Consider the following 25844-nt stretch of genomic DNA (forward strand, 5'->3'; position numbering starts at 1 on the left):
CGATGACAACGCTGTGACAATCGGCGGGTTCAGACCGACGACGTGCTTTCCAATCGACCCGGCGCTTCGCTTCGGGCTCTTGGTGCCGCGCATCGTCGGCAGTATGCAGGTAGCTCGAGGTCAGCGATTCGTGCGCCAGATTGTCTCGAATGTGACGCAAATCCATGGACTAGTCAGTCAATAAGAACCCGCAGTGTGCCGTAGCCACCGGGCTGATGGGGCAAAACCCATGTTGCTTGATGGAAGCCAGATTGACCACACGTGTAAAGTGCAACGGATAACCTGCTGGGCCTGGAATCAGGCGGCAGGCTACCTGCCGTTCAACTGCTGATGCTGGTCAATAGCTGCTTTCGTCAGCAGCATAGGAGCCCCCCTCCCATTGCGATCATTCGAGCTTATTTGGCCAGCGTCTGCTTAGCAGCGAAGGCCGGTAGCCAAGTCCCTTCAAGAAAAGCCCAGATGCAATTCGTAGATGCGTGGCAGGAAGAATAAGGCTGGATGAGTTTACGTGATGCAAAAGATCGAGCCTACAGGGGGAGCACAATATGACTAGCTTTCAACGAAGAGCGTCAGGTATCCAATTAGCTTGTCCGCACGGATTGATGATCGTTCGATCAGTTGCTGGCATTGCCCTTCCAGCTCGATGTCGGTGAGCTGAGACTCGCACAACTCCGTTAACAGCACGCGTGCATCTGCAACCAGTGCATTCAGGCGGTCCAGTGTTAATGCATAGCTGTCGTGGGCGGCAGCTGCGGGGGTCGCCTTGTTTGTCGGATGAACGACGACGCGCAGGCTGGTATACCCGTCGTAGTTTTTGTCGAACCATTGCTGTGCGACGAGCAGTTGGCCATGCTCATCCTTGGTCAAGGGGTTCTTGTCCAATTTGCGGCTCTTGGCCTCCAATATCCACGCAATCTTTGTCGGCAGCAGCCACAGCACGTCCGGCCCTTCGCCGCCATCGTCATGGCGCTCTGTCGACAGACCGATCATTTTTCCGAGGTCTGCCAAGGCCTGCTCGAACTGGTTGGCACTGGCGTTGGCATTGAGCTTCGAGACCACCTGTTCGAACTGTTGCAGCAAGCCGCGTCGCATGCGGTATCCACGCAGTTGGTAAGCGATGGCGGCGCCCTGTGCTCCCGGCATCGGCAGCGGCCGGTACGGCGGCATGACACGCGGGCGCAGCAAGTTGCGATTGGCGCCAAATGCAGACCGCTGCAGTTCGTCGCTGCGGTCGTTCTGGCCCCAGTTGTGCGCAATCCGGGCCGCCAATTGGAACAGCCAGCCGCGTGTCTGCTCGTCCGGAGCCTCTTTGCCGCTCGTCACCTGATCCAACTTGGCGATTGCCTTGTCGTAATAGCCATCGGCCCAGTTATTGAAAGCCTTGCGTTCGGCAGCAGCCACGTCAAAGCGCTTTGGGTCGGCTGTCTCCTGCGTCACGTTCTCTGCAAGAGTGTCCGCATGGTACTCGACCCAGCTGGAATCCCGGCGGATACTCATCGTGATGGTGCTGGCCAGATCGTTGACGTCCTTTACCTCCTTACTGACTGTCGACCCCATATCAAGCTGCGCGCGGGTTGCACTGGTGAGTAGCCTAAAGTTGGCGTCCTTGGCGATCCAGCCAGCCAAGTCCGAGCCCGCAAGCAGCACAACGCAGTGATCACCCGCGCCGCGCGCGCCTCGACCGATGCCCTGCTCAATCCGCTGCGCCAACATGCGGCTGATGGTCGCACCGCCGTATAGGGTGGCCGCACGCAGCAACTCATAATCGGACGTTCCAGCCGGAAGCCCTTCCATGACGAGAAGCCTGCAGGAATCACCGGGGAGGTCAATCCCGTCATAGCGGTTTGCAAAAACGACTGGGCCGCTGGTCGTGCGCGCCTGCAATGCCTGGACCTTTGCCTCAACTTTGTCCGAGCCTTCAGCGAACTCAGCGACGTCCTCCCATGCTTTGGCTGCGAAATTTGAGGGCACGAGAACAACCGCGCCAAGGTTGGCGCCCGCGACCTGTTGGAGAAGCGCCTTTCCAACCTGAGTTGTGTTGAAGTCGAACTTCATCAGGTTCGGGATCAGTATCATGCGCTCACTGATGCCGGCCAATGATCGCGACGTCAGGGCCTCGTTGACGTGCCTGGGTTCGGCATCGAATGTGCGCACGATCTCGCTGTCGTCCGCAATCGTCGCCGACATGTAAATGCGGCGTTGTGCGTCGGCGAAGGTCGGGAAAATGTTGACCAGTGGAAGCACCGATGTGACCGTAAAAGCGTCGCTGCTGATGAGTGCATGGCAAAGGTGCAGGTTGTCACGCAGCAGCGGCCAAGCGTAGGGAGTATCCTCCCCATCGCCGCGCAGTAGCCCGCGTGCCGCATCGATCTGTTCGTGCCACGCCCAATACGGCACCTCGACCACCACGTTACTGTAACCGGAGACGGTATCGTCGAAGGTGCCTAGTCTGTCCATGTTCTTGAACGCGGCCCGAAACAGCGTACACAGCGCGTCATACCGTTCCCTGTCATCTTTGACCTTAACTTCAAGCGTGAACGACTCGCGAACTTCTGAGAACGCAACGTGTGCGTCGTCTAGGATCACTGCCCCCGCCTTTACTGGCATCCCTCTGCCTCGGATACCAAACTTGCTGAAGCCATTAAACAGCGCCTTGTACGACGCCACCATAATGGCCTTGCAGTTCACGAAGTCATCCGCCAGCGGCTTTCCTCGAACGTAGGGCACTGCGGCGATCCCCAGCGCTTGCGCCTTTTCTAGCGTCTGCTTGACCAACTGGTTCGTCGGCGCCAAGTAGAGCACTGGCTCCTTCAGTTCATTCAGCGTGGACTGCGCCATCAGCAAGCCGACCAGTGTCTTACCGCCGCCGGTGTGCAGTTTCACGACAGTGTCCCGCTCATCCTTTCGTTTGAACCATGCCTCTAGCACTTCGGCCTGACTTGTGTACAGGTCATTGATGCCCTGTGGCTTGGGCAGCCGCCGGAATATCTCCAGCGGATCTATCGGTACTGCCCGCGGGGACAGGGACCTAAGCTTGTTAAAATCGACCACCCTTACTAGCTCCTCTGCGATTACTGTCACCTACGACGATTAATGCTCGCCGGGATTTAATGGGCATCGATGTCCGCAGACTTAACCGGACATTACTCCCAATTTGACGAATTTCTGCATCTGGCAAATTATTAGAATTTTATCACATTGGAATTGTCATCTAGAGGGCCGACCTGTTGTCTGAACACCGCAAACAGCTACATTGAGATTTTGCGACGCCAAACGGCGGCATAGTTTCAGAAACGAGTCATTGGTAAAGCATAAGCGGCAGTATTTGAGCGGCTAAAAAGTGTCTAGCGAAGCTTGGGCGATTCACAATTGATTGGGCTCCTCAGGCCGATTAGTACAATTAATAGGAGACAATTCAATGAACTCGCCAGCACCTCGACTCAATCAGATCACAATGCAAGTGAGCCTTCCTCGGGAGCAGGCTGAAGCATTTATCGCCGCTATGCAGCAATGGATGCTGATGGTGCCAACTGTCTACTTCCTAGACATTTGTTCGATAGGCCACATCAAGACCTTCCTCCCGAAAGAGAGCTTCAAAGACGAGCGTCACAAGGTTTCGATCCAGGCACTTCAGGAGCTCGACCTCCCGCACAACCGCGTTTCGTATATTCCTGCCTTGATGGAAAAGGCCAGCGACCAACGCAGCAAGTTTTCTGCGGAGGAGTTTGTCGTTGAGGCGCGGCGTGACTGGGATGCCATGGGCTCCTTCTTCAAGAATGCGTGTATTTACGAACCCTGGGAATTCGTCAAGGCCTATGCGACAGAACTCTTCGGAGCCCATCTTGAGCAGTCGCACTCAGCATATCTTGCGTTTCTTCAGTTCGCGAACGACCACGGCTTGCACAACACAATTTCCGATGCGCAACGCCTCAAGACGGTACAAGTCCTTTGTGCCAAAGCGCAAGAACTCGGGATCAGTACAAGCCACCCAGTGGTGCTGGTGCCAATCGCGTGCGTGTATGGATGCTTTGATGCCAAACGGGTGATGAAGTTTTCTGCAAAGCCAGAGAACTTTAATCCCAACAATGCGTTAGGCGATATTCAATCGATCTCTCGTGTTTGCGGGATGATGACTGATTTCATCCAACGTGCTGGCGCGAGTGGCGGACCATTCAAAAATGGGAAATTCAAGACAGCAGATTCCCCTCTCCACAACATGTTGCGCTATTTCACCGTGCGATCTGTTAGCACAACGAAAATGCCGGATGGGGCAGTCCAGAGGATTTCTGTATCCGTAGACGCTCCAAGTCTTTACCCTGATCTCTTCGGTGCTGATCGTGAGCCCAAGGACGAGAAAAGTCGAGCGGAACTGGATAAGCTCTACGACCTGCTGGGGGCTGAATTTCACCAGGGGTCATGATCTCTTACCGAACTCTAGAAACCGATGCTACCAACGGGACTTCGCCTAATCAGACGGATAATAGTCGCGCGCATAAGAGTCACGTTTGCCCCTGGCCGGCCAGCGCGTGATGTGGGCTGCCGAGCATAGCCCTTTGCCGTTCCACAACAAACTCACCCCAAAAGCATGTCAAAACCATTTTCTCGACTGAAAGTGCCCGCAGGAGCTGGTGTGTTCGGCTGGTAACATTGAAATGCGCTGTACAAGGCTTTCAGCACTTCCGTTTTTCGGCACAACGGTGTTGCGTCATGGCGGTGGTCGTCACGACCAGCAAAACATGAGGTCTAGTATCCCGATTCCGCTCGCAGGTATGCGTTGCGGATTGCGCGAGCGTCACATAGCGCATGGTGCGGTTTCTCATCAGGGTGGCGCAGGAAAAACGCCGCCATCTCGTCGTTGAACAAACTGCGCTGCATGCCATTGGTGAAATTGTCTGGGGTTTTCTGGAAACGCCAGTTGTCCGGGATTGTTTTGCCGACCGAGGCAAAGGTTTTGCTCAGCATCTTCTGATCCCATCCCGAGTCGGCAACGAATAGAAAATCCCCGCCCAAGGTGTTCAGCCAATCGGTCAGCGAGGAAACGAAGTCGAGTGTTGAAATCGGGGGCAAAGACAGCAGGGGCAGAACCGTTGCCTTCACAAAATCGTTGCAAGCGCCATCTTCGTAATCCGAGAGTTCGGCGTAAAACTGGTCACCTGACTGGGTAATGAACCCAACTGCGATCAACGATGCTGAGCCGCTCAGATCGGTGAATTCACAGTCGAAGAAAAGTAGCGTTGCCATTTAGCAGAAAGGCGATACCATAAAAAAGAAGCCCTTGGTGTGACCTCTGCGCAAGCATGCCCCCGGTGGCGTTGTGAATTCGTTCTTCATACCGAGAGCGTATCAAAGGTTTGCTGTCTGAGCGCTGGTTCCATAGCGACCTCTCGTTAAACTGGCAAAGGTTATGAGCCGGTTTCGTTTGTTCCAGATCAGGCAGTCAATCGCTGCTTGTGAATCCGCCGAATCTCTGGGCAGGCATACGATATTCCAGCATGGTTCAATGCGGTTTTTAAGATTCGTTCGCCCCAAGTAGTAATGTAGGTTCCTCGCGCTGTCGCCAGTTCGGAAAACGTCTGACTATTTGAACGAACTGTCGAGGCCAATCATCGAAATCCCGAAGGAGCGCGCTACGGGTGATCGCACCGGCATTCCAAGCCGCGTTCAACCTCTCCGGCACATTGGCCAGCACCCAGAAACTCAGTTGCAGGACGTGATGCCGCTCTTCGACAGATCTAAGCTCAAAAGGCACATCGCGCACCAGCCCTTTCAGACCCGGCGCATGAATTGTTTCATCAACGAAATCCCGCAGCGACACATTCCGGTAGTGGATAGTCGCCAAACGACACAATTGGTGAAGTAGGTTGTAGTAACTGACTCCTCTCGGCTTACACCATTTTCCGCGATGCTCGAGCCGGCTGATCGCGAGGCCGAACGCCGCCTTCGAGGAGGCCTCGTAGAACACCGGCTCCTGGCAAGGTGCTTCCCGCAAGTCGAAATCGCACCCGCTACACGACGTGACTTCCCCGACCTTTTCGGGAGAAGCTGCATTCAGGTCCCTGCGATGAAAGGTTACGGGAGCACCACAGTTGGGACAACGATCGTGGACCATCACATGGTGCCGTCCGCACCAAGTATAGAAAGCGACCCGCCAGCGCTTCCGAAAATAAGGAACCGCATCCTCCGACAGACACCTCGGGCAATACTGTAGGCCGAAACCTTTGTGCTGCCACTCCGAAACGAGCAAAGGAAGGATCCATTGCAAAACCCCGCTCTCCCTGGCGTTCCGGTAGATCCGCCCTTGATACGCTCGTAGCGTTGTCGCCTCCAACTTAGCCATCTGTATCCCTGTGTGGGCGGACAACTCCATCAGGAGTTGTGCGGGAGCATAGCGATCGACATCCCGATACCAGACCTCCGGTTGGGTCGGCCACAACAGCCGAGCGAAAGTCCGCAATTTGAGATTGTGGGCGTACCCCAATCGAACAATCCAACTGCTCAACAACTCATCGGCCAATGGCCGCAAGTGAATGGGCCAAAGCACCTCGCCGGGATTTAGGCGGCGCCTAGGCAAGGCCTGGTTTCTCCCGCCGGTCTGACGGCCGAGCCCAGCGAATCCGGTCCAAGGCGTCTAGAGTAATCTGCTCGTCGCCATCGCGAATCGCCTGGACAGCGGCCCGCTTCAGCACTTCGTAAATTTCGCCGATCAGCCCCTCGCTCATCCACAACACTTTTTGCAATATCTCGGGCTGCTTCAATCCGGAAGGTTTACGGAGAGGCAATCGCCTTTCGAATGAGGCCAGCAGCGCGCCACCTTCCTTATCCAGTTTCCAGCGAGGAAGCACCGCCGGCGTGAAGCGGTTGGATAACTGGGGATCGGTTGCGAATACGGTGTAGGCATCCTCGATGCCCGCCGCCACGATCGACATCCGTAGCTCGTTTCCCAGGTCCTTGATGCCGTTTCGAAACTCGCGTTGCTTGACCGCACCGCCGGTCGTCATGTTGTTGATTTCGTCGATCAGGAGCATCCGGGTTTCGAGTTGGCTCAGGATCTTGGTCACCGTCCGAATTCGCTCTCCCGGCGTCGACCTTTCTCGATAAGGCGCATTTACAGCATCCAGAATTCGACAGCACAAATTCCCGATATCAGGGCCCAGGGCCGAAACATAGATAACCGGATATTTGGCCGCCTCTCCATTGGGATTGGGGTCGGCCGGATGGAGACTCAGGAAATGCCGCAGCAATTCCGTTTTCCCGTTGTTACTTGGCGCCACGACCATCATATGGGGCATCCGATTGATCGGCGGATGGGCGAGCAATGTTTCCATGTCTGCAAGAATTTCCTTTGCTCGCTGATACGGCACCCAAAACCCTGACTGGATCGCCCGGATTCTGAAATCGTCGGCCATGACAGCTATCTCAGCGGACGCCTGCCGCAGGTGAGGAAAAACGCCAGCGCGGTCACTCATCGTCGTAGGCCTCCACCGAGCCGGGGTCGTATCCTTTGATCACGGGCGGAGGAGCGACTCGGGGCGGGGAGGAGGATACAACCGGGAGTTCCTTGGTTGTCCTGATCCTCGCCTTTGCATGCTCGGCGTTGCGCTGCCCTTTACGGCGGGCGGATTTTGTCTTGATTGCAGCCTCCTCGACTTCCACCCGCATCTTTTTCGCATATTCGAAGACCACTCGGTCATCGATTTCCTTAAGCCCGGCCTTACGGGCGGCCTGTTTGGCTTCGCGGTATTCCCACAGGCTAATTGGGGGCTGTGACAAATCGCGATAGTGGATCGGGAAATAGCGTTTGGCGTTCGGCTCGAGGAAGTAGATCTGACTGATGTCCCTTGGGTCCCGGCGAAAGCGGAATTGCCGTTTCAGCTTGGGATTGGCCGGATCCAGGGAATTGATCCAAGGACGCAGCACGTCCGAGTAATACGTTAGATCCCATTGGACCCCATAGTCCTGAACAGTGCGCTCTTCGAACGGCATGAAGTCAATTCGCACCTTCTCTTCGTCGAGACGACGTGCGGGAAGCCCTCGACCAGGCCTGCCTTTCGAGCCCAGTAATCCTTCCCGATACTTTGCCAAGGGACTCGTACCGATCCCCGAGTGCAGGCGATGGTGGTATTTGGCAATCAAGAAAACCAGCCAACGCTCCAGTTCAGCCAGGGTCATAACCGCATTTCCCTCGGAGTCGTATTCACCCTTTTCCTTGAAGTTACCGAAAGTGGTTCCAGGAACCACCTTCAGTTCTTCGGAGACGGTTCCCATCAAGCGTTCGATGTAGCCGCCGTAATGCGGCGTTTTGACGGGCCGGAGGTGGAGATCAATGGTGTATTCCTCGCACGCTGCACGGAGCATGTTCCCCCTAAATTCTTTGGCGTTGTCCATGTGAAGAATGCCCATTACGCCCCATACCGGCCACTCTGCTTCTATTCCGCGCTCTGCAAGCCATCCATCCTTAGGAAGGATGGAATGGGACAAGCACATCCCGGCCGACGTGGCAGACGGCGCATCCAGGGACAAGTACATCCCCGGTACCACTCGACTAAATGCGTCGATTGAGAAGGTAACCCAGGGGCGACAAATCGAGCGGCGGGTCTTCTCGTCCACCACAATGACCGGCAACTCCGTATGGTCGACCATCACCAGCGCCAGCGGCCAATTAGCATCGGGAACGGCCCCTAGGATGGGATCGAATTTTTCCCGAGCATACTTCTCGCCGTACCGCGCAGCGGTCATACTGCGCCCGGACTGCCAGACAATCCGCCTTCGAACGGTCTGATAGTTGGGTACTGGCAGATTCGCCAACTTGCAACGCTCCTCGACTTTTCGGTGAGTAGCCGAAATCGAAGGATGGGCATCGGTCATGTGGAAATCGCGGATTGTGTCGGCGATAATTTCCTCAACCTCATCGTTTTCCAGACGGGCTTTGCCTCGCCCTCCATCCGGCTTGGGAGGAAGCAACGAGGACAATTTTCCGGAGTTAAGGAAATCGCGACGCCAACGATAAAGCGTCGCTATCCCCACTCCATTCTGCTGTGCGATTTGCCGGGCTTGGGCTTTCCCCCTCTCGACAGGAGAGAGTAACGGTTTGATAAGCTCATAACGGCGCTTCGCTTCCGCCCAATGTTCGGGTGACACATCTTCCAAATCCTGGAGCTTGTTTGTACTCCTTTGATCCGTAGGCGCTTCATTCTCAACGGGGCCCACCTCCTTGATCGAGATGGTAGTCAGATTCCCCGTCTCCACAGATTTCGCCAGAACCGTATCCAGATCGAGCACACGAGTGACAATAAAGACACTGCCGGCGCACATCACCTCGGCCCCGGGTTCGATGCGAAGCACAGAAAGATTCTGGGTCATGCTTTCCTCCTATCCGAAGGGAGGCTGATCAAAACTTCATCGGTCACAGGCTGATCCAGATCCACGATGAGCCGCCTAACCGCGACCAAATACCAAATCACCGGAATCAACTGCAACCTGGTTTCATCATCGCGGGAAAGGGCGTCGAGGAGTGTTTTGTAGGAGCTAGCACCGCCCAAATACGCCAACGCTCCAGTCACCGAGGCGATATCCGCCGCATCCGGATCGATGCAGTGGTACTCCCGGAGAAACTTCAGGAAATCCAAGCGCAAGCAACGGATGTCCTTTTCCGACCGCGTCTTGAAAACCCAGCCACGGTCTGCGGCCCATTTTTTTGCCACAGAAAATTTCCGCGCATATTTGGTTTGGTTCTTCTCCAGATCCTGAGTCGTCTTCACCTCTACCAGTAAAGGCTTGGCCGGCCGGGCAGGTTTCGGTTGCCGGTAGTGGATCACCACGTCGGGCACGTAAGGTTTCGTTTTGCCCCCGAGGGGAATCGCAACCGGCTGCTCCTCAAAGGAGGCGACCTGGTCGTCGTACTCGAGGAGGATGAAGTGGTCTTTCTCGAGCAAGGACTCGAAACCGAGCATCCGGCCGTTCTTCTGGCTCGAAAATCCGCCCGTCACCCCCAGGTAATTCTTTGGAATTTTTCTGACCGGCATAGAGACCCCAAATTATGATCATGGCCTATGATCAATCTAGACTTGGAATCACCAACTTACAAATAAATTGTCTGCGTCTTGAAAAAAAACCAGGGGTTATTTATGGATATTTCTCATCCTCTTGCATAGACCACACCTGAACCCCAACCGACAGGAAGACTTCCACGGTCAACCGCAAAAAACGTCCAAAAACAAAATGCCCGGCAGGTGATGCCGGGCATTTTTCATGGCCAAAGGCTTATTGCACGCCGGGCGGGGGTGGCGGAGGTGCGCCCGGTGGCGGTGGCGGAAGGCCTGCATCACCGGAACGCACGGCGCGCGGATAAGCCATGCTGGCTGGCACGGGCACGCGGTGCCCCTTGCTGTACATGCACTGGATGTAGGCATTGTCGTATTGACGCTGGGTGCCGACACCCGAGGCGCGAGCCGTATCGGCGCCGGTTGCGCTGCCGAGCAGCAAACCAACGCCAGCGCCGGTCGCCGCACCGCGACCGTCACCACCAATCGCCGCGCCGGCCACAGCACCAACGGCAGCACCGACAGCAGCGCTGGTCACCGCAGATTCACGGGCAGCCTCGCCGGCGGTCTTGCCGCCAATCTGGATGTGGGCAAACTGCCGGCAATACTGGTCGTCTTCACGAAAACGCTCAATGCTCTGCCCTGTACCCGGCAAAACCATGACGCTCGGCCCGGTCGGCAACACCGTACAGGCGCCGAGAAACAAGGCGCCGCCGAGCAAGCTCAATCGCGGGAGAAGTCTTTTCATTTCAGCCATGATTCATTTCTCCGGTTGCGGCAGAACCTTCTGCCAGCCGCCAGGACATTCCTTGACGTAAGGGTAATAGCCCTGAGCGCTCTTGCAGTAATACCAGTATTGCTGGCCAGCGTCGGGGGCCGGTGCCGACTCCTGGGTCTGTTCGATATAGACCGGGGGTTGCGGCGCCGGCACGACAACCACCTGGGGCGGATAGTAGTAAGGCGACGGATACCACATCGGCCCCCACAACACCGGGCCACCAATGTACACCCCAACACGACCCCGCGAACCATGTGCCGAGGCGGTCGTCGCCATCCCGGCCATCACTACAGCCAACACGACCATCAGTATTTTTGCCGCTTTCATGGGGACCTCCAACCTTCCTTGACCTCAATTACACGATAGTCAATTTTAGGCCGGACGAGCGACTAAATTTGCTACAAGTTGTAAGCGAAATACGAGACAAGCTCAGTCGTCCCGGGCGATTACTTCATCGCGTCGGCGGCGCAGGCCCTCCGGCATTTTGAGCGTCGTCCGGTCCCAGCCCTCAAGCGCAAGAATGTCCACCATGCACACCTCCATCAACGCGTGCGCCCGCATGGTCGCCTCGGCGATGGCCTTATGAACGCGATGATCGTTGCCCGGGTCGACTTCGCAGGCGTTCTGATAACGGTGCAGTTCGCGCAAGCTACGCAACTGCACCGCCACCTGCGCCGGGCAGGCGCACATGTAGATCGCACCTTCCTCGATGATCTGCGACAACTCCTGATCGGTAAATTGCTTTTGCAGAATCATCATCGCTCCTTTAGAGCAGCTTCAGGCGTTTCGCGGCGTCGCGCAGCTCGCCCCGGAAATTCGGGTGAGCGATGCCGATCAGCGCTTCAGTGCGCTGCTTGGCCGTCTTGCCGCGCAGTTGGGCGACGCCGAATTCAGTAACGACATAGTTGATGTCGTTCTTGCTGGTCGATACATGGGTGCCCGGCGACAGGGTCGGCACGATGCGCGAAATGGTGTCGTCCTTGGCCGTCGACGGCAGCACGATGAAGGCCTTGCCGCCATTCGAGCGATTGGCGGCACGGACGAAGTCGGACTGGCCGCCGGTCCCCGAGTAGGGAATCGGGCCCAGGCTTTCTGAGCCGCACTGGCCGAGGAAATCGATCTGCATCGTCGCGTTGATGGCGTGCAGGTTGTCGTTCTGGCCCGCCAGATAGGGGTCGTTGGTGAAATCGACCGGGTGCATTTCGAGCGCCGGGTTGCGATGCATGAACTGGTAGAGCTTCTTCGAGCCAAGCGCGAAGGTCGCCAGCATCTTGCCGTGGTGGTAATTTTTCTTGCGATTGGTGACGACACCGGCTTCGACCAGCGACATGATGCCATCGCCGACCATTTCCGTATGGATGCCGAGATCGTGCTTGTCGGTCAGCTGCATGACCACCGCATCGGGAATGCCGCCGTAGCCGATCTGCAAGGTGGCGCCATCCGGAATCATGTCGGCGACGTATTTGCCGATGGCTTCCTGGACCGGGCCGATCTTCGGCAGGCCGACTTCGAGAATCGGTTCATCGCTCTCGCAGAGCGCGGCAACCTGCGAAATATGAATATGGCAATCGCCGTTGGCGAAGGGCACGTTTGGATTGACTTCGAGGACGACAACACGCGCCCGGTCGATGGCGGCCATCGTGTAATCGGCAGCCAGTGACAGCGAGAAGAAACCATGCTCGTCCATCGGCGAAGCCATGGTAAACACGACATCGGCCGGCATCAGGCCACGGTTGAGCAGCGACGGCATTTCCGAGAAGTAGGCCGGGATGAAATCGACCCAGCCATCCTTGCCGCCCGGGCGGGTCGCGCCGCTGTAGAAGTAGGCGGTATGACGGACATGCTCGACCGTATCCGGGTCCAGATAACCAAACTTGCGCACGGCCAGAATCTGCGAAACCTGCACATCCCGGAAGTCGCGACGCGCTTCCGACAACGCGGCCAGCAGACTGGGCGGTTCACCGACGGCGGTCGGAACGACGATGGTGTCGCCATTTTTTACGACGCGAATGGCATCGGCGGCAGACATGCGTTTTTGTTGGTAGAGGGCCTGGACGGACATGCGCTATCTCCTGAAATTATTATTGCAAAACGTTAATCCTCGCATGGCGGTCAGACCAATAAGCTGACCGGGATCAAAACCCCATGCGTATTCCATTGCAGCAATCGCGGTGTGCCTACGCCTTGCGATTGCTTCCGGCAACCATGCGAATTTCAAACAGGCGGCACTCGAGCGGACCGTTGAACAGCGGCGTCTTGCGGCTCGGCTTGAGCCCGACCAGTTTAGGCAAACGGAGGTCGGCTGTGAAGAAGAAACAGTTCCAGCCGGCCCAGTGTTTTTTCAGGGCGGAACCGAGCTCCGGGTAAAAAGCAGCCAGCTCATCCTGCTCACCGATCCGCTCGCCGTAGGGTGGGTTGGTGACGAGGATGCCGTGATCGGTCAGCGGTTGCGTTTCGAGCAGATCGCCCTGGTCGACCGTGACAACGTTGCCAAAACCGGCTTCCTGCAGGTTGCGCCGGGTGGCGCGCACAGCCTTGTCGTCGATGTCGTAGCCGCGGATGTCCATCGGCTCGGCCGGCTTGACGCGGGCTTCGGCGGCCTGACGGATATTCGCCCAGTTGAGCGCCTCGAAATTGCGCAGCATCTCGAAGGCGAAACCGCGGTCCAGACCGGGCGCGCGGTCAAGCGCCATTTGCACGGCTTCGAGCAGGAAGGTGCCGCTACCGCACATCGGATCGACCAGCGGCGTGCCGGGCTGCCAGCCAGTGATCTTGAGAATGCCGGCCGCCAGGTTTTCCTTGAGCGGCGCATCGACACTGGCTTTGCGGAAACCGCGCTGCCACAGCGGCTGGCCTGAGGTATCGAGATACAGCGTGCACTCGTTTTCGGACAGGAAGACATGGATGCTGACATCCGGGTGACGCGTCTCGATGTTCGGCCGGTCGCCGCGGTCCTCACGGAAGCGGTCGCAGACGGCATCCTTGACGCGCAGCGTGACGAAATCGAGCGACTTGAGCGGGCACTTGATCGCCGTTGTCACCACGCGCATGGTGCGCGTCACGTCGAAATGGTTCGGCCATAGCTGGCGGACGGCCAGCCGGTAGATATCCTCTTCCTTCTGGTACGGCCCCTTGACGATGTGCCAGAGGATGCGGGTGGCGATGCGCGATTCCAGGTTGGCGCGATAGCAGACCGACCAGTCGCCGGTGAAAAATACGCCACCGTGGGTCGTCCGCAAATCCTCGCCGCCGACGCCACGAAGTTCCTCGAGCAGATGTTCTTCCAGCCCGCGCGGGCAGATTGCGAAATAGGTATTCATGTCAGAAGGGCTTGAGGACGACGAGGAAGAGGACGATCAACAGGACGATAACCGGCAGTTCGTTATAAAACCGGTACCAGATGTGGGTTTTCTTGTTGCCGCCGCCCTGGAACTGCTTGAGCACCCGGCCGCAATGCCAGTGGTAAATGGCGAGCCCGGCGACCAGCGTGGTCTTCGCATGCAGCCAACCGCCCGAAAAGCCGTAGCCGAACCACAGCCACAAGCCGGTCAGCACAGCGAATACGCCGAGCGGCGTCATGAACTTGTACAGCTTGCCGGCCATCAGCAGCAGGCGGTCGCGCTCGGCGACGCTGTCGGCCGGCACCATGGCCAGATTGACAAAAATGCGCGGCAGGTAGAACAGGCCGGCAAACCACGAAATGACCATCCAGATATGCAGGGTCTTTACGACGAGCATGCGCTTCTCCTAGTTGGCAGCCAGCTTGGCTGCTTTCGCCTCGGCGATCCCGACATCAACCGTCGGATATGCGAGACGCAGTTTTAATTCTGTTTTCAGGCGCTTGTTGCCAATACGCCGCGATTCACGCATGAAGGACATCTGCACCGGCGACAGCGTTCTCGCCGCTTCCTCCCGCGAAATGCGCGGCGGGCGCGGTAGCGCGAAGGCATCGGCGACCCGGTCGAAGTACTCGGCCATCTTCAGATCGGAATCATCGACGACATTGTAGACGCGGTTGGCGCCGCCATGACGCAACGCGGCGACACAGGCAGCCGCGAGGTCATTGGCATGGATGTGGTTGGTGTAGCCGTCATCGGCCGCGCACAGCGCCGGAAGGGACTTGTTCAGGCGCTCGATGGGCAGGCGGTCGGCGGCGTAGATGCCCGGGGCGCGCAGGATGGAGACTTTGACGCCGGTCCGCTTGCCCCATTGGCGCAGACAGTTTTCGGCATCAACCCGCCGGCCGGCCCGGGAACTCTCCGGATTCAGGCGGCGCGTTTCGTCAATCTGCGCCCCGCCACAGTCGCCATAAACCCCTGTCGTGCTTACGTAAACCAGACGCCGTGGTAGACTTTTGCTCTTGCCCAAGGCGGCCAGCAGGTTGCGGGTACGCGTGTCGTGACGGCCTTCGCCGGGCGGTGGCGCCAGATGCAAGACGTAGTCGGCCAGTCCGGCAATGCGCTGCAGGCTGCCCCGGTCGTCGAGATCGGCCAGCACCGGCAGCGCCCCCGCTTCGCGCCATTCGGCCGCCCGGCTGGCATTGCGCAGCAGGGCATAGACGCGAGCATTAGGGACAATGCGGGAGAGGATGCGGCGGGCAACGTCCCCGCTGCCGACAATCAGGATTTTTTGCACGCCGGCATTGTAGCCGACGACCAAGGGGAAATTATGAGCTACCAGATCACAGTCCAGCCGAGCGGCCGCGCCTTCAGCGCCGAAGCCGGCGAGACCCTGCTCGACGCCGGGCTGCGCCAGGGCCTGATTCTGCCTTACGGCTGCAAGGATGGTGCCTGCGGCGCCTGCAAGGGCAAGGTCGTCAGCGGCACGGTTGACCACGGCAAGTCGCAACCACACGCGCTGACCGACGATGAAAAGGCCGCCGGCATGACCTTGTTTTGCTGCGCCAGCGCCCAGACCGATCTGGTCATCGAATGCAAGCAACTGGCCCTGGCCAGCGACATCCCCGTCAAGACCCTGCCTTCGCGCATCGAGAAGCTCGACAAACTGGCACCGGATGTCATCGAAATGCATCTGCGCCTGCCGGCCAACGAACGGTTTGAGTTTCTCGCCGGTCAGTACATCGACGTTCTGCTCAAGGACGGCAAGAAGCGCAGTTACTCGCTGGCCAGCGCGCCACGCGATGAAAACATGCTGGAACTGCATATCCGCCACGTTCCCGGCGGCCTGTTTACCGAGCAGGTTTTCTCGACCATGAAGGTCCGTGACATCCTGCGTTTCAATGGCCCGCATGGCAGCTTCTACCTGCGCGAAGATTCGTCCAAGCCGATGGTTCTGCTCGCCGGCGGCACCGGCTTTGCCCCAGTCAAGTCGATCGTCGAACACGCCATTGCCAAGGGCATCACCCGACCGATGTTCATCTACTGGGGCGCCAAGGCACGCGTCGATCTGTACCAGAACACGTTGCCCGAAAAATGGGCGGCCGACCACGCGCATCTCCGCTACATCCCGGTGCTCTCGGAGCCGGCGAGCGGCGACGAGTGGGCCGGTCGTACCGGCTTCGTGCACCAGGCCGTACTGGCTGACTTTCCCGACCTTTCGGGCTTCCAGGTCTATGCCTGCGGATCGCCGCTCATGATCGAGGCGGCAAAGCGTGATTTCGTCGCGCAAGGCATGCCGGAAGAAGAGTTTTTCGCCGACGCTTTCACGTTTTCGACGACTTGAATTTTGGCCGTTATTTCCGGTTGACCGTGGCAAGCCCGGTTAACCGGAAATCCACCCGAATCAACGCTGCCAGGCGCAGCCCTTGAGTACCTGGCCGTTCAATTCGACCGAGGCCGTCCACGCGAACGCGCCATTGGCCTGAGCATCGCGGCAAATGGTCTTGTCGAGGCGAACAGCCAGCCTGCTGTGATCGCTGGCGCCATCGTAGCGGCTGACATTCCCTTCGCTCCGGAACTCCGTGTACGGCAGCACGACTTCGGGCTTGCCGTAGCGCTGCAGGCGGACATGCTCGCCGCCGGCGACCAGCGCCCAGGCCGGATCGTTGCCGGCGGCGCGCCATGCTTCTTCCTTGCCGCCCGGCATCTGGCAGCGCCCTTCGACGCGCGCCATATTGAAGGCCGACGCCTTCAAGGTCCCGTTGTCGAGCACGCCGAGCAGTTCAACGTAGAGCCGCTTGCCGGCAGCGAGGCCGACGCTGTTGAGCGCCCTGGTCACGCTGCCATCGGCCGAAACGTCCTCGACATTGGCGTAGCTGCGGTCGCGGCAGGGCGAAAAAATCAGCCGCTCGCCCTGCTGCATCATCAGGCCGTAAGCCATTTTCGGCGTGGCATCAACGGGCTTGGCCTCGTCGGCCTGTAGGGCGGCGGAGAGCAACAGGGCGGCCAGCGCGGCGAGAGAATGGCGAAAGTTCATGGAGGGCAATCCGGTGAAAGGCAATGTCGGGCATTGTCACCCGTCCGCCCGGCAAATCGTTTGATGCAACTGAAAAAGCGCTGACGATCAGGCGTCCCGCCCGAAACGCGCCAGGCGGACATCCACGGTCACCGCCAGCGCGCTCAGTGCCGCCGCCCGCGCCCGCCCCTCGGCGCTGGCCCGGTAGAGATGCGGCGTCATGGCGAGCAGGTCGGCGATCTGCTCGGCGCCGTCGATGGCCAGCGGGAAGCGGACGGTTTCCGTGGACAGGCTGCGGAAGCCGGCTGGCACCTGGCTATCGACGAGCCGCTCAGGTTTCAGCGTTGGGTAGATGATTTCGCGCAGTTCACGCAGGTGATCCGGCCCGGCATCGACCTGCAACAGCACGCCGCCCGGCTTGAGGACGCGGGCAAACTCGCCATAGACCGGGAAACCGAACATGCACAAAACAAGGTCGAGCGTCGCCGGCAGCACTGGCAGATTGGCGTTGCTGCCGACGATCCAGTTCGGCCGCTTGTCCTGCTTGGCGGCGGAAAGAACCGCCCACTTCGAGATGTCGAGGCCGAGCACGGCCAGCGTTTGTCCTTCACCCGACGCGGCAGCGAGCTGGCGCAGGTAGTAACCCTCGCCGCAGCCGGCATCGAGGCAACTGATCGTCGCATTCGCCGGCTGTTCGGCCAGCGCCGCCCGGCTGACTGCCGCGGCAATCGGCTCGTAGTGGCCGGCATTGAGGAAACGCCGGCGGGCAGCGACCATTTCCTTGCTGTCGCCCGGATCGCGCGAGCGCTTTTGCTGGACGGGCAACAGATTCGCGTAACCCTGGCTGGCAATGTCGAAACTGTGGCCGGAAGGGCAACGCCAAGTTGAGCCGTGACAATGCAGCGGCGTCCCATCGAGCGGGCACGCCAGCGCCTGAAACGGAACGATGCTCACGACTTACTCGCCAAGATAGGCGGCGCGGACTTTGGGATCGTCGAGCAGCATCGCCGATTCGCCGTTCAGCGTGATTTCGCCGCTTTCCATGACATAGCCGCGCTGGCTGGATTGCAGCGCCAGCCGGGCGTTCTGCTCGATGAGCAGGATGGTCATGCCATCGGCGGCGACGGCGCGGACGACTTCGAAGATCTTCTGGACCATGATCGGCGCCAGTCCCATCGACGGCTCGTCGAGCAGCAGCATTTTCGGCCTGCTCATCAGGGCGCGGCCGATAGCCAGCATCTGCTGTTCGCCGCCGGACAGCGTGCCGGCCAGCTGGCTTTCCCGTTCCTTGAGGCGCGGGAAATAGCCGTAAACCATTTTGAGGTCGTTTTCGACGTCGACCGCAGCATTGTGGATGTAGGCGCCCATTTGCAGGTTTTCGAGCACGGTCAGCCGGGGAAAGACGCCGCGCCCTTCGGGGACCAGCGCAATCCCCTTGCGGATGATGTGGTGCGGGGCGATGCGGGTGATGTCTTCGCCGCAGAAGTGGACGTCGCCGCCGACCGCATCGAGTACCCGCGCAATCGCCTTGAGCGTGCTCGTCTTGCCGGCACCGTTGGCGCCGATCAGCGCCACGGTTTCGCCTTCGTTGACGTGAAAGGTGATGCTGCGCACCGCCTGGATGCCGCCGTAGGCGACGTGGAGTCCGGTTACTTCAAGCACCTAGATATGCCTCGATGACGCGTTGATCTTTTTGCACGACGGCCGGTACATCCTCGATGACCAGCGCGCCGTAGTCGAGTACGGCGACGCGGTCGCAGAGGCCCATGACCAGCTTGACGTCGTGCTCGATGAGCAGAATGGTCGTGCCGTCACGGCGAATGCCGTCGATCAGCTCGCGCAGCTGTTCGGTTTCGGTGGCGTTCATGCCGGCGGCTGGCTCGTCGAGGCAGAGCAGCTTGGGTTCGGTGGCCAGGGCGCGGGCGATTTCCAGCCGGCGCTGGTCGCCGTAGGACAGGTTGCGGGCCAGATCGTCGGCCCGTTCCTCGATGCGCACGTAGTGCAGCAGGTCGATGGCCTTTTGCCGAATCGCCGCTTCTTCGGCCTTCGTCGCGGCATTCTGGAACATCGCGCCGAGAACACCTGCCTTGGTCCGCACATGGCGGCCAACCATGACGTTTTCCAACGCCGTCATGTTGCCGAACAGCCGGATGTTCTGGAAAGTGCGAGCAATGCCACGCGCCGCCGCCTTGTCCGGCGCATCAGCGATGAGCGGCGTGCCGGCGAAGGTGAAACCGCCACCGTCCGGAATGTAGAGTCCGGTCATGCAGTTGAAAAAGGTCGTCTTGCCGGCGCCATTCGGGCCGATCAGGCCGTAGATTTCGCCATGATTGATACTCAGCGAGACATCGCGAAGCGCCTTGACGCCGCCGAAATGCTTGGCAACCGCTTTTGCTTCGAGCAGCGGTTTTGGCAAATTCGCGCTCATTTGCCGGTCTCCTGCAACTCACGTTGGCGTTCCGGCGATGGCCACAGGCCGGCCGGCTTGAAGCGCATGACGAGGACCAGGGCCAGACCAAAAACCAGCATGCGCAGGCTTTCCGGATCGACCAGCATCTTGCCGAAAACGGCCATCTGCAGCGGCCCGACACCGTAGCGCAGGACTTCCGGCAGCACCGTCAGCAGCACGGCGCCAAGGATGACGCCGGGAATGTGGCCCATGCCGCCCAGCACCACCATGGCGAGAATCATGATCGATTCCAGCAAGGAGAAGCTTTCCGGCGAGACGAAGCCCTGCATGGCCGAGAAAATGCCGCCGGCAACGCCACCGAAGCTGGCGCCCATGGCGAAGGCGAGCAATTTGAGATTGCGCGTGTTGATGCCGATTGCCTTGGCAGCAATTTCATCCTCGCGAATGGCCTGCCAGGCGCGGCCGATGCGCGAATTCTGCAGACGGATGTTGATGATGATGACGAGAATAGCCAGCGCGACGAGCAGGAAGTAATACTTCTGCGGGCCGCTCAAGGCAAAGCCGAAAATCTGGGTCGTCCCCGAGAACTTGAAGGCGCCGAAACTGACCGGGTCGATCAGCGTGATGCCCTGCGGCCCGTTGGTGACATTGATCGGCGCATTGAGGTTGTTGAGGAAAATGCGGACGATTTCGCCGAAACCGAGGGTCACGATGGCCAGATAATCGCCGCGCAGCTTGAGCGTCGGCGAGCCGAGCAGCACGCCGGCAAAACAGGCCAACCCGGCGCCGATCGGCAGAATGGCCCAGATCGGCCAGTGCAGCCCGAAGTGAGGACTCGCCAGCAAGGCCCAGGTGTAGGCACCGACGGCGTAGAAAGCAATGTAGCCAAGGTCGAGCAGGCCGGCCAGGCCGACGACGATGTTGAGGCCAAGCGCCAGGAAAACATAAAGGATGGCGAAATCGAGGATGCGTACCCAGGCCTGGCCGCCGGTCGCGGCGATAAACGGCAAGGCAACCAGAAACGCGGCAGTCAGCCCGATTCCCACGGTCGACCGGAAAAAACGGCCAAAATTCATGCCCGATCCCCCGTCTTTTCGCCGAACAATCCGGAAGGTTTGAACATGAGGACAACAATGAGCACGACGAAAGCAAAGATGTCCTGGTAGTGGCTACCCAGGAAGCCGCCCGTCAGGTCGCCGATGTAACCCGCCCCGAGCGCCTCGATGATGCCAAGCAGAATGCCGCCCAACATGGCCCCGGCCAGATTGCCGATGCCGCCGAGCACGGCTGCTGTGAAGGCCTTGAGGCCGAGCATGAAGCCCATCTGGTAGTGGGCGACTTCGTAATAGGTGCCGACCATAATGCCGGCCACCGCACCGAGCGCCGAGCCGATGACGAAGGCGGCAGCGATGACGCGGTTGATATTGACGCCCATCAGGCTGGCTACGGCTGGATTCTGCGCCGTGGCGCGCATGGCCATGCCAAGCTTGGTGCGATAGACGAGGAGCAGCAGGCCGCCCATCGTCGCCGCCGAGACCAAAACGATAATGACCTGGATCATCGTGAAATTGGCGCCGGCGAACTCGAAATCCATTTTCGGCAGGAGCGATGGAAACGTCAGGTAGTTCCGCCCCCAGATGATCATTGCCAGATTCTGCAGAACGATCGACATGCCGATCGCCGTAATCAGCGGCGTCAGCCGTGGCGCGTTGCGCAAGGGTCGATATGCCACACGTTCGAGGGCCCAGCCGAGCGCCATGCAGACCAGCACCGCCGCCATCATGCCGGCCAGCCCGGCCACCGCCACCGGCATGCCAGCCTTGATCAGCGAACCGGCCACCGTGATGGTGACCAGCGTACCGATCATCACCACCTCGCCATGGGCAAAATTGATCAGCCCCATGATCCCGTAGACCATCGTGTAGCCCAGCGCGACCAGCGCGTAGATGCTGCCCTGGACGAGACCGTTGATGATCTGCTGGAGGAAAATATCCATTTAGTCTTTTTCTTTTTGAACATAAGGAAACGGCACCTTGCGGTGCCGTTTCGGTGCTGCGGATTACACGATTACTTCTTCTCGACCGCCGCCTTGGTCGCATCAGCGGCATTCTTGACCGCCTCGGCACCCGCCTTGACGGCATCCTTGGCAGCATCCTTGACGTCGCTGACTGCTTCCTTGCCGACCGCCGTCGCGGCACCGGCCACGGCCTTGGCCGCATCCTTCACTTCGGCCACGGCTTCCTTGACCTCGGACTTGGCGGACTCCATCGTGCTGCCGCCCAGCGTCTCGACGTATTCGAGCTTGCCACCCGTGTACTTGTAAATGGAAATGGCCCCGCCCTTGAGGTCGCCCAGCGCGTCGAATTCGATCATCGCCGTCACGCCGTCGTACTTGGTCTGGCCAATGGCCGGCAGGAATTTGGCCGGCTCGACCGAATCGGCCCGCTTCATCGAATCGGCCATGACCATGACAGCATCGTAAACATACGGTGCATAAAGCTGGATGTCAGCGCCAAACTTCTTGCTGAACTTCTCGCGGAATTCCGGGCCCTTGGCCAGTTTTTCCAGCGGCATGCCGGGCAGCGAGCAGAACTGGCCTTCAGTGGCCGGGCCACCCAGCTTCATGAACTCCGGCGTACAGACGCCGTCGCCACCGAGGAACTTGGCCTTGATGCCGAGCTCCTTCATCTGCTTGGCCATCGGGCCGCCCTGGGCATCCATGCCGCCGAAGAAGACCAGTTCGGCCTTGGTCGACTTGATCTTGGTCAGGATGGCCTTGAAGTCGGTCGCCTTGTCAGTCGTGTATTCGCTGGCCACCACCTTGATGCCGGAAGCTTCGGCCGCTTTCCTGAACTCGTCGGCCAGACCCTGGCCGTAGGCGGTACGGTCATCAACGATGGCCACGGTCTTGATGCCTTGTTTGACGGCGAATTCGCCGAGGCTCTTGCCCTGCTGGACGTCGTTGGCCATGACCCGGAAAGCGGTGGCAAAGCCCTGCTGGGTGTATTTCGGATTGGTCGCCGAACCGGAGATTTGCGGGATGCCGGCATCGGCGTAGAGCTTGGAGGCCGGAATGGTGGTGCCCGAATTGAGGTGACCGATGACGCCATTGACCTTGGCATCGACCAGTTTCTGGGCAACGATGGCGCCCTGTTTCGGGTCGGCAGCATCATCTTCGTTGAGCAATTCGAACTTGACCTTGGCGCCGCCAATCTCCATGCCCTTGGCGTTCAGTTCTTCGATGGCCAGCACGGCGCCATTTTCGTTGTCTTTTCCGAGGTGAGCCTGCGGGCCGGTCATTGGTGCGACATGACCCAGCTTGACGACCACTTCCGGCTTGGCGGCCGGCGCCGGGGCAGCTACGGGTTTCGGTTCTTCCTTCTGGCCGCAGGCGGACAGCGCAAAAGCAGCGGCAACGGAGAGGGCAACTACGGAAAGCTTGGCTTGCATCGGTGTTTCTCCTGATCTCTGGGGGGACAAAACGGTATCCTCCGATTGTCCGGAGGCACCTGATTCATGTCAATCATAAGGTGCTATGATAAAAACGTAGTTTTTCCTTTGAGTGCGCTTGATGCCGGCCTTAGCCCGTTTGCGGTTCTACTTCAGCCAGACTGCTCGCAAGCTTTTTGCGATGTTGCCGCAAAAGAGCCGCCATAACGTCTATCGCTCCTTTGTGGACTGCGATCCAGAGCCCAACAAGCGCCTGGTCCTGAAAATCGCCGAGACCAAGGAAGAGCTGGAAGCCTGCTTCAAATTGCTGCACGACGCCTATGTCAGCAGCGGCTTCATGACCCCGGACCCTTCCGGCATGCGCGTCACGATTTATCACGCTCTGCCGACAACGACGACGCTGTGTGCCAAATTCGATGATCAGGTCGTCGGCACCCTGTCGCTGATTCGCGAAAGCGCCATTGGTTTTCCGCTGCAGCGCATTTTCGACCTGACCGGCGTCCGCGAAAAGGAAGGCAATATCGCCGAGGTGTCGGCCCTTGCCGTGCATCCGCGCTTCCGGCGGACGGGAGGAACCATCCTCTTCCCGCTCATGAAGTTCATGTACGAATACTGCACGACCTTCTTCGATACCCGCCACCTCGTCATTGCGGTCAATCCGCGCCATATCGAAATGTACGAGTCGCTGCTCTTCTTCAAGCGACTGACCGCCAACGTTGTCGAGAACTACGACTTCGTCAATGGCGCGCCGGCCGTCGGCGCCTCGCTTGACCTCAAGCACGCCCCGGAAACAATGCGCAAGGCCTACGCCGGCAAGGCCAACAACCGGAATCTTTATCACTATTTCTGCGAAACCAAGCTGGCCAACATCCAGATCCCGCACCGGCGCTTCTTCACGACCAACGACCCGGTCCTGACGCCTGACCTGATCGACTACTTCTTCAACAAGAAGACCAATGTTTTCGCCGAGCTGAGCGACCGCAAGAAAGCCCTGCTCCACCTCATCTACGACCTGCCGGAATATCGCAGCGTTCTGCCGCCGCTTCCCGAAAAGGGCGCCGCACCGCTCATTCGCCAGCACCGCCGCTTCTCGGTCAAGTGCCCGGCCCGTCTCAACAACGCCACACCGTTGTTTGAAAAGCCGATCAACATTGAGGTCAATGAAGTGTCGCGCTACGGCTTCCGGGCGCGCATCGTCGAGCCGGTCCCGGCCGATATATGGCTCAACGCCACCGTCCAGCTCGGACTCAACGAAATCTCGCGGCTGACCGTTCAGGCCGTTCAGGAAACCGATGTCGATGACCAGCATTACTGCGGTTTCCGCATCGGCGAGCCGGATCTGGTCTGGCGCAAGTTCGTCACGGCGCTCTATGAAGGGCATACTCACACGGATCTCGATCAGGCGACCCGATTCCTCCCGTGACCTCCCCATCGATACCGGATGCACTCCGGCAAGCGCTGCAAACGCAATTCCAGCATCGATTTTCCCAAGGCGACTCGACGCGCCTGCAGCATGGCCGCGACGAATCCGTCCATGACCCGATGCTGCCCGGCGGTGTCGTCTTTGCCGAAAACACCGAAGAAATCGCGTTGACCGTGGCAATGTGCGCCGCCCATGGCGTGCCGGTCATTCCCTACGGTGTCGGCAGTTCGGTCGAAGGCCATGTACTGGCGCCGGGCGGTGGAATTTCGCTCGACCTTTCGGGCATGAACGAGATCGTTGTCATCCACGCCGAAGATGGCGACGCGACAGTTCAGGCCGGCGTCACACGCAAGCAGCTCAACGACGCGTTGAAGGGCACCGGTCTGTTCTTCCCCATCGACCCCGGTGCCGACGCGACGCTCGGCGGCATGGCGGCAACCCGCGCCTCGGGCACCAACGCCGTGCGCTACGGCACCATGCGCGACAACGTCATGGCTACCACCACCGTGCTGGCCGACGGCCGCATCCTGAAAACCGGCGGCCGCGCCCGCAAATCGTCGGCCGGCTACGACCTGACTCGCCTGCTCGTCGGCTCTGAAGGCACGCTCGGCATCATGGCCGAACTGACCGTCAAGCTCTACCCGATTCCCGAGGCCATCTCGGCCGCCGTATGCACCTTTCCGGACATCGACTCGGCCGTCCAGGCGGTCATCCTGACCATCCAGCTCGGCGTCCCGGTAGCGCGCATTGAACTGCTCGACGCCCTGTCGCTGAAAGCCATCAACCTGTTCAGCAAGACCACGCTGGCCGAGGCCCCGACGCTGTTTTTCGAATTCCACGGCAGCCCGGCCTCAGTCGAGGAGCAGGCGAAAACCGTGCAGGGCATCGCCGACGACCTCGGCGGCACACATTTCGAGTGGGCGGCCCGAGCGGAGGACCGTAGCCGACTGTGGCAGGCCCGCCACGACGCCTACTTCGCCTGCCTGCAACTGAAACCCGGTTGCCGCTGCTTCCCGACCGACGTCTGCGTGCCGATCTCCCGGCTCGCCGAGTGCATCGCGGCGACCAACGAAGACATCGCCCAGGTGGGCATTCCGATTGCCCTGTTCGGCCATGTCGGCGACGGCAACTTCCATCTCGTCGTGCTGGTCGATACCGGCAACGAGCAGGACATGAAAGAAGCGGCGTGGATCAGCCAGCGCGTCGTCGAGCGCGCCATCGCCATGGAAGGAACCTGTACCGGCGAGCACGGCATCGGGCTGGGCAAGCGCAAATACCTGCGGCTCGAACATGGCGACGTTGCCGTCGACGTGATGCGTTCGATCAAGCAGGCGCTTGATCCGCAAAATATCCTGAATCCCGGAAAAGTCCTGCCACCGGCGCTTTGAA

Annotated in this window: 24 protein-coding genes and 1 pseudogene; 4 read left to right on the forward strand and 21 right to left on the reverse strand. The window is 59.3% G+C overall.

Going from position 1 to position 25844, the window contains the following annotated elements:
• Positions 1 to 549 precede the first annotated feature (549 nt).
• Positions 550 to 3081, reverse strand: coding sequence for a DEAD/DEAH box helicase (locus tag AC07TV_RS10945; protein WP_494648384.1), 2532 nt, complete (start codon positions 3079 to 3081; stop codon positions 550 to 552).
• A gap of 337 nt (positions 3082 to 3418) precedes the next feature.
• Between AC07TV_RS10945 and AC07TV_RS10950 the strand changes: the two genes are divergently transcribed.
• Positions 3419 to 4420 carry a hypothetical protein gene (locus AC07TV_RS10950; RefSeq protein WP_494648385.1) on the forward strand — a complete coding sequence of 334 codons (1002 nt, stop codon included), beginning with the start codon at positions 3419 to 3421 and terminating at the stop codon, positions 4418 to 4420.
• 323 nt (positions 4421 to 4743) lie between these two features.
• On the opposite strand, the gene AC07TV_RS10955 is transcribed toward AC07TV_RS10950, so the two are convergent.
• The 13 genes and pseudogenes from AC07TV_RS10955 to AC07TV_RS11015 all read right to left on the reverse strand — a co-directional run bounded on the left by AC07TV_RS10955 (position 4744) and on the right by AC07TV_RS11015 (position 15453).
• The gene (locus tag AC07TV_RS10955) at positions 4744 to 5241 is read right to left on the reverse strand and encodes a hypothetical protein (protein ID WP_494648386.1); all 498 of its coding nucleotides are present in this window, start codon (positions 5239 to 5241) and stop codon (positions 4744 to 4746) included.
• Positions 5242 to 5509: 268 nt separating this feature from the next.
• The gene (locus tag AC07TV_RS10960) at positions 5510 to 5962 is read right to left on the reverse strand and encodes a hypothetical protein (protein ID WP_494648467.1); all 453 of its coding nucleotides are present in this window, start codon (positions 5960 to 5962) and stop codon (positions 5510 to 5512) included.
• Positions 5963 to 6121: 159 nt separating this feature from the next.
• Positions 6122 to 6541: pseudogene (locus AC07TV_RS10965) on the reverse strand (TniQ family protein); the annotation flags it as partial.
• 22 nt (positions 6542 to 6563) lie between these two features.
• Positions 6564 to 7406 carry a TniB family NTP-binding protein gene (locus AC07TV_RS10970; RefSeq protein WP_494648387.1) on the reverse strand — a complete coding sequence of 281 codons (843 nt, stop codon included), beginning with the start codon at positions 7404 to 7406 and terminating at the stop codon, positions 6564 to 6566.
• Between the two features lie 52 nt (positions 7407 to 7458).
• A complete protein-coding gene (locus tag AC07TV_RS10975) occupies positions 7459 to 9360 on the reverse strand; it encodes a transposase (protein ID WP_494648388.1) in 1902 nt (633 codons plus the stop codon).
• Positions 9357 to 10022: a TnsA endonuclease N-terminal domain-containing protein gene (locus AC07TV_RS10980; protein ID WP_494648389.1), complete on the reverse strand. Its 666-nt coding sequence runs from the start codon at positions 10020 to 10022 to the stop codon at positions 9357 to 9359. Before AC07TV_RS10980 ends, AC07TV_RS10975 begins: the two co-directional genes overlap by 4 nt.
• A 238-nt stretch (positions 10023 to 10260) precedes the next feature.
• Positions 10261 to 10797 carry a glycine zipper family protein gene (locus AC07TV_RS10985; RefSeq protein ID WP_494648390.1) on the reverse strand — a complete coding sequence of 179 codons (537 nt, stop codon included), beginning with the start codon at positions 10795 to 10797 and terminating at the stop codon, positions 10261 to 10263.
• 3 nt (positions 10798 to 10800) lie between these two features.
• Positions 10801 to 11145, reverse strand: a complete 345-nt coding sequence (locus AC07TV_RS10990; RefSeq protein ID WP_494648391.1) for a hypothetical protein — start codon at positions 11143 to 11145, stop codon at positions 10801 to 10803.
• Positions 11146 to 11247: 102 nt separating this feature from the next.
• Complete coding sequence (locus AC07TV_RS10995; protein WP_494648392.1) at positions 11248 to 11577, reverse strand: hypothetical protein; 330 nt, start codon at positions 11575 to 11577, stop codon at positions 11248 to 11250.
• Positions 11578 to 11584: 7 nt separating this feature from the next.
• A complete protein-coding gene (locus tag AC07TV_RS11000) occupies positions 11585 to 12880 on the reverse strand; it encodes an acetyl-CoA hydrolase/transferase family protein (protein WP_494648393.1) in 1296 nt (431 codons plus the stop codon).
• Positions 12881 to 12995: 115 nt separating this feature from the next.
• Positions 12996 to 14138: a THUMP domain-containing class I SAM-dependent RNA methyltransferase gene (locus AC07TV_RS11005; protein ID WP_494648394.1), complete on the reverse strand. Its 1143-nt coding sequence runs from the start codon at positions 14136 to 14138 to the stop codon at positions 12996 to 12998.
• Between the two features lies 1 nt (position 14139).
• Positions 14140 to 14556 carry a CopD family protein gene (locus AC07TV_RS11010; RefSeq protein ID WP_494648395.1) on the reverse strand — a complete coding sequence of 139 codons (417 nt, stop codon included), beginning with the start codon at positions 14554 to 14556 and terminating at the stop codon, positions 14140 to 14142.
• Between the two features lie 9 nt (positions 14557 to 14565).
• Positions 14566 to 15453, reverse strand: coding sequence for an SDR family oxidoreductase (locus tag AC07TV_RS11015; RefSeq protein ID WP_494648396.1), 888 nt, complete (start codon positions 15451 to 15453; stop codon positions 14566 to 14568).
• Between the two features lie 33 nt (positions 15454 to 15486).
• Here AC07TV_RS11015 and AC07TV_RS11020 point away from each other — a divergent pair, with 33 nt between their 5' ends.
• The gene (locus tag AC07TV_RS11020) at positions 15487 to 16500 is read left to right on the forward strand and encodes a CDP-6-deoxy-delta-3,4-glucoseen reductase (protein ID WP_494648397.1); all 1014 of its coding nucleotides are present in this window, start codon (positions 15487 to 15489) and stop codon (positions 16498 to 16500) included.
• Between the two features lie 60 nt (positions 16501 to 16560).
• Here AC07TV_RS11020 and AC07TV_RS11025 read toward each other — a convergent pair whose 3' ends face one another.
• From AC07TV_RS11025 to AC07TV_RS11055, 7 genes are all read right to left on the reverse strand, one after another.
• Entirely contained in the window at positions 16561 to 17193 is a 633-nt protein-coding gene (locus AC07TV_RS11025) for a COG3650 family protein (RefSeq protein WP_494648398.1), read from the reverse strand.
• An 87-nt stretch (positions 17194 to 17280) separates the two neighbouring features.
• Positions 17281 to 18126 (reverse strand): putative RNA methyltransferase, encoded by an 846-nt coding sequence (locus AC07TV_RS11030; protein WP_494648399.1) that lies wholly within the window; start codon positions 18124 to 18126, stop codon positions 17281 to 17283.
• Positions 18127 to 18129: 3 nt separating this feature from the next.
• A complete protein-coding gene (locus AC07TV_RS11035) occupies positions 18130 to 18834 on the reverse strand; it encodes an ABC transporter ATP-binding protein (RefSeq protein ID WP_494648400.1) in 705 nt (234 codons plus the stop codon).
• The gene (locus AC07TV_RS11040; RefSeq protein ID WP_494648401.1) at positions 18827 to 19600 is read right to left on the reverse strand and encodes an ABC transporter ATP-binding protein; all 774 of its coding nucleotides are present in this window, start codon (positions 19598 to 19600) and stop codon (positions 18827 to 18829) included. The genes AC07TV_RS11035 and AC07TV_RS11040 overlap by 8 nt, the downstream gene beginning before the upstream one ends.
• Entirely contained in the window at positions 19597 to 20658 is a 1062-nt protein-coding gene (locus AC07TV_RS11045) for an ABC transporter permease subunit (RefSeq protein WP_494648402.1), read from the reverse strand. The genes AC07TV_RS11040 and AC07TV_RS11045 overlap by 4 nt, the downstream gene beginning before the upstream one ends.
• Positions 20655 to 21578, reverse strand: coding sequence for a branched-chain amino acid ABC transporter permease (locus tag AC07TV_RS11050; protein ID WP_494648403.1), 924 nt, complete (start codon positions 21576 to 21578; stop codon positions 20655 to 20657). The genes AC07TV_RS11045 and AC07TV_RS11050 overlap by 4 nt, the downstream gene beginning before the upstream one ends.
• Before the next feature lie 71 nt (positions 21579 to 21649).
• A complete protein-coding gene (locus AC07TV_RS11055; RefSeq protein WP_494648404.1) occupies positions 21650 to 23032 on the reverse strand; it encodes a branched-chain amino acid ABC transporter substrate-binding protein in 1383 nt (460 codons plus the stop codon).
• Positions 23033 to 23153: 121 nt separating this feature from the next.
• Here AC07TV_RS11055 and AC07TV_RS11060 point away from each other — a divergent pair, with 121 nt between their 5' ends.
• Both AC07TV_RS11060 and AC07TV_RS11065 read left to right on the forward strand, forming a co-directional pair.
• Positions 23154 to 24455 carry a GNAT family N-acetyltransferase gene (locus AC07TV_RS11060; protein WP_494648405.1) on the forward strand — a complete coding sequence of 434 codons (1302 nt, stop codon included), beginning with the start codon at positions 23154 to 23156 and terminating at the stop codon, positions 24453 to 24455.
• The gene (locus AC07TV_RS11065; protein ID WP_494648406.1) at positions 24452 to 25843 is read left to right on the forward strand and encodes an FAD-binding oxidoreductase; all 1392 of its coding nucleotides are present in this window, start codon (positions 24452 to 24454) and stop codon (positions 25841 to 25843) included. The genes AC07TV_RS11060 and AC07TV_RS11065 overlap by 4 nt, the downstream gene beginning before the upstream one ends.
• Position 25844 lies beyond the last annotated feature (1 nt).

Source organism: Azonexus sp. GW821-FHT04F04 (assembly GCF_059420025.1).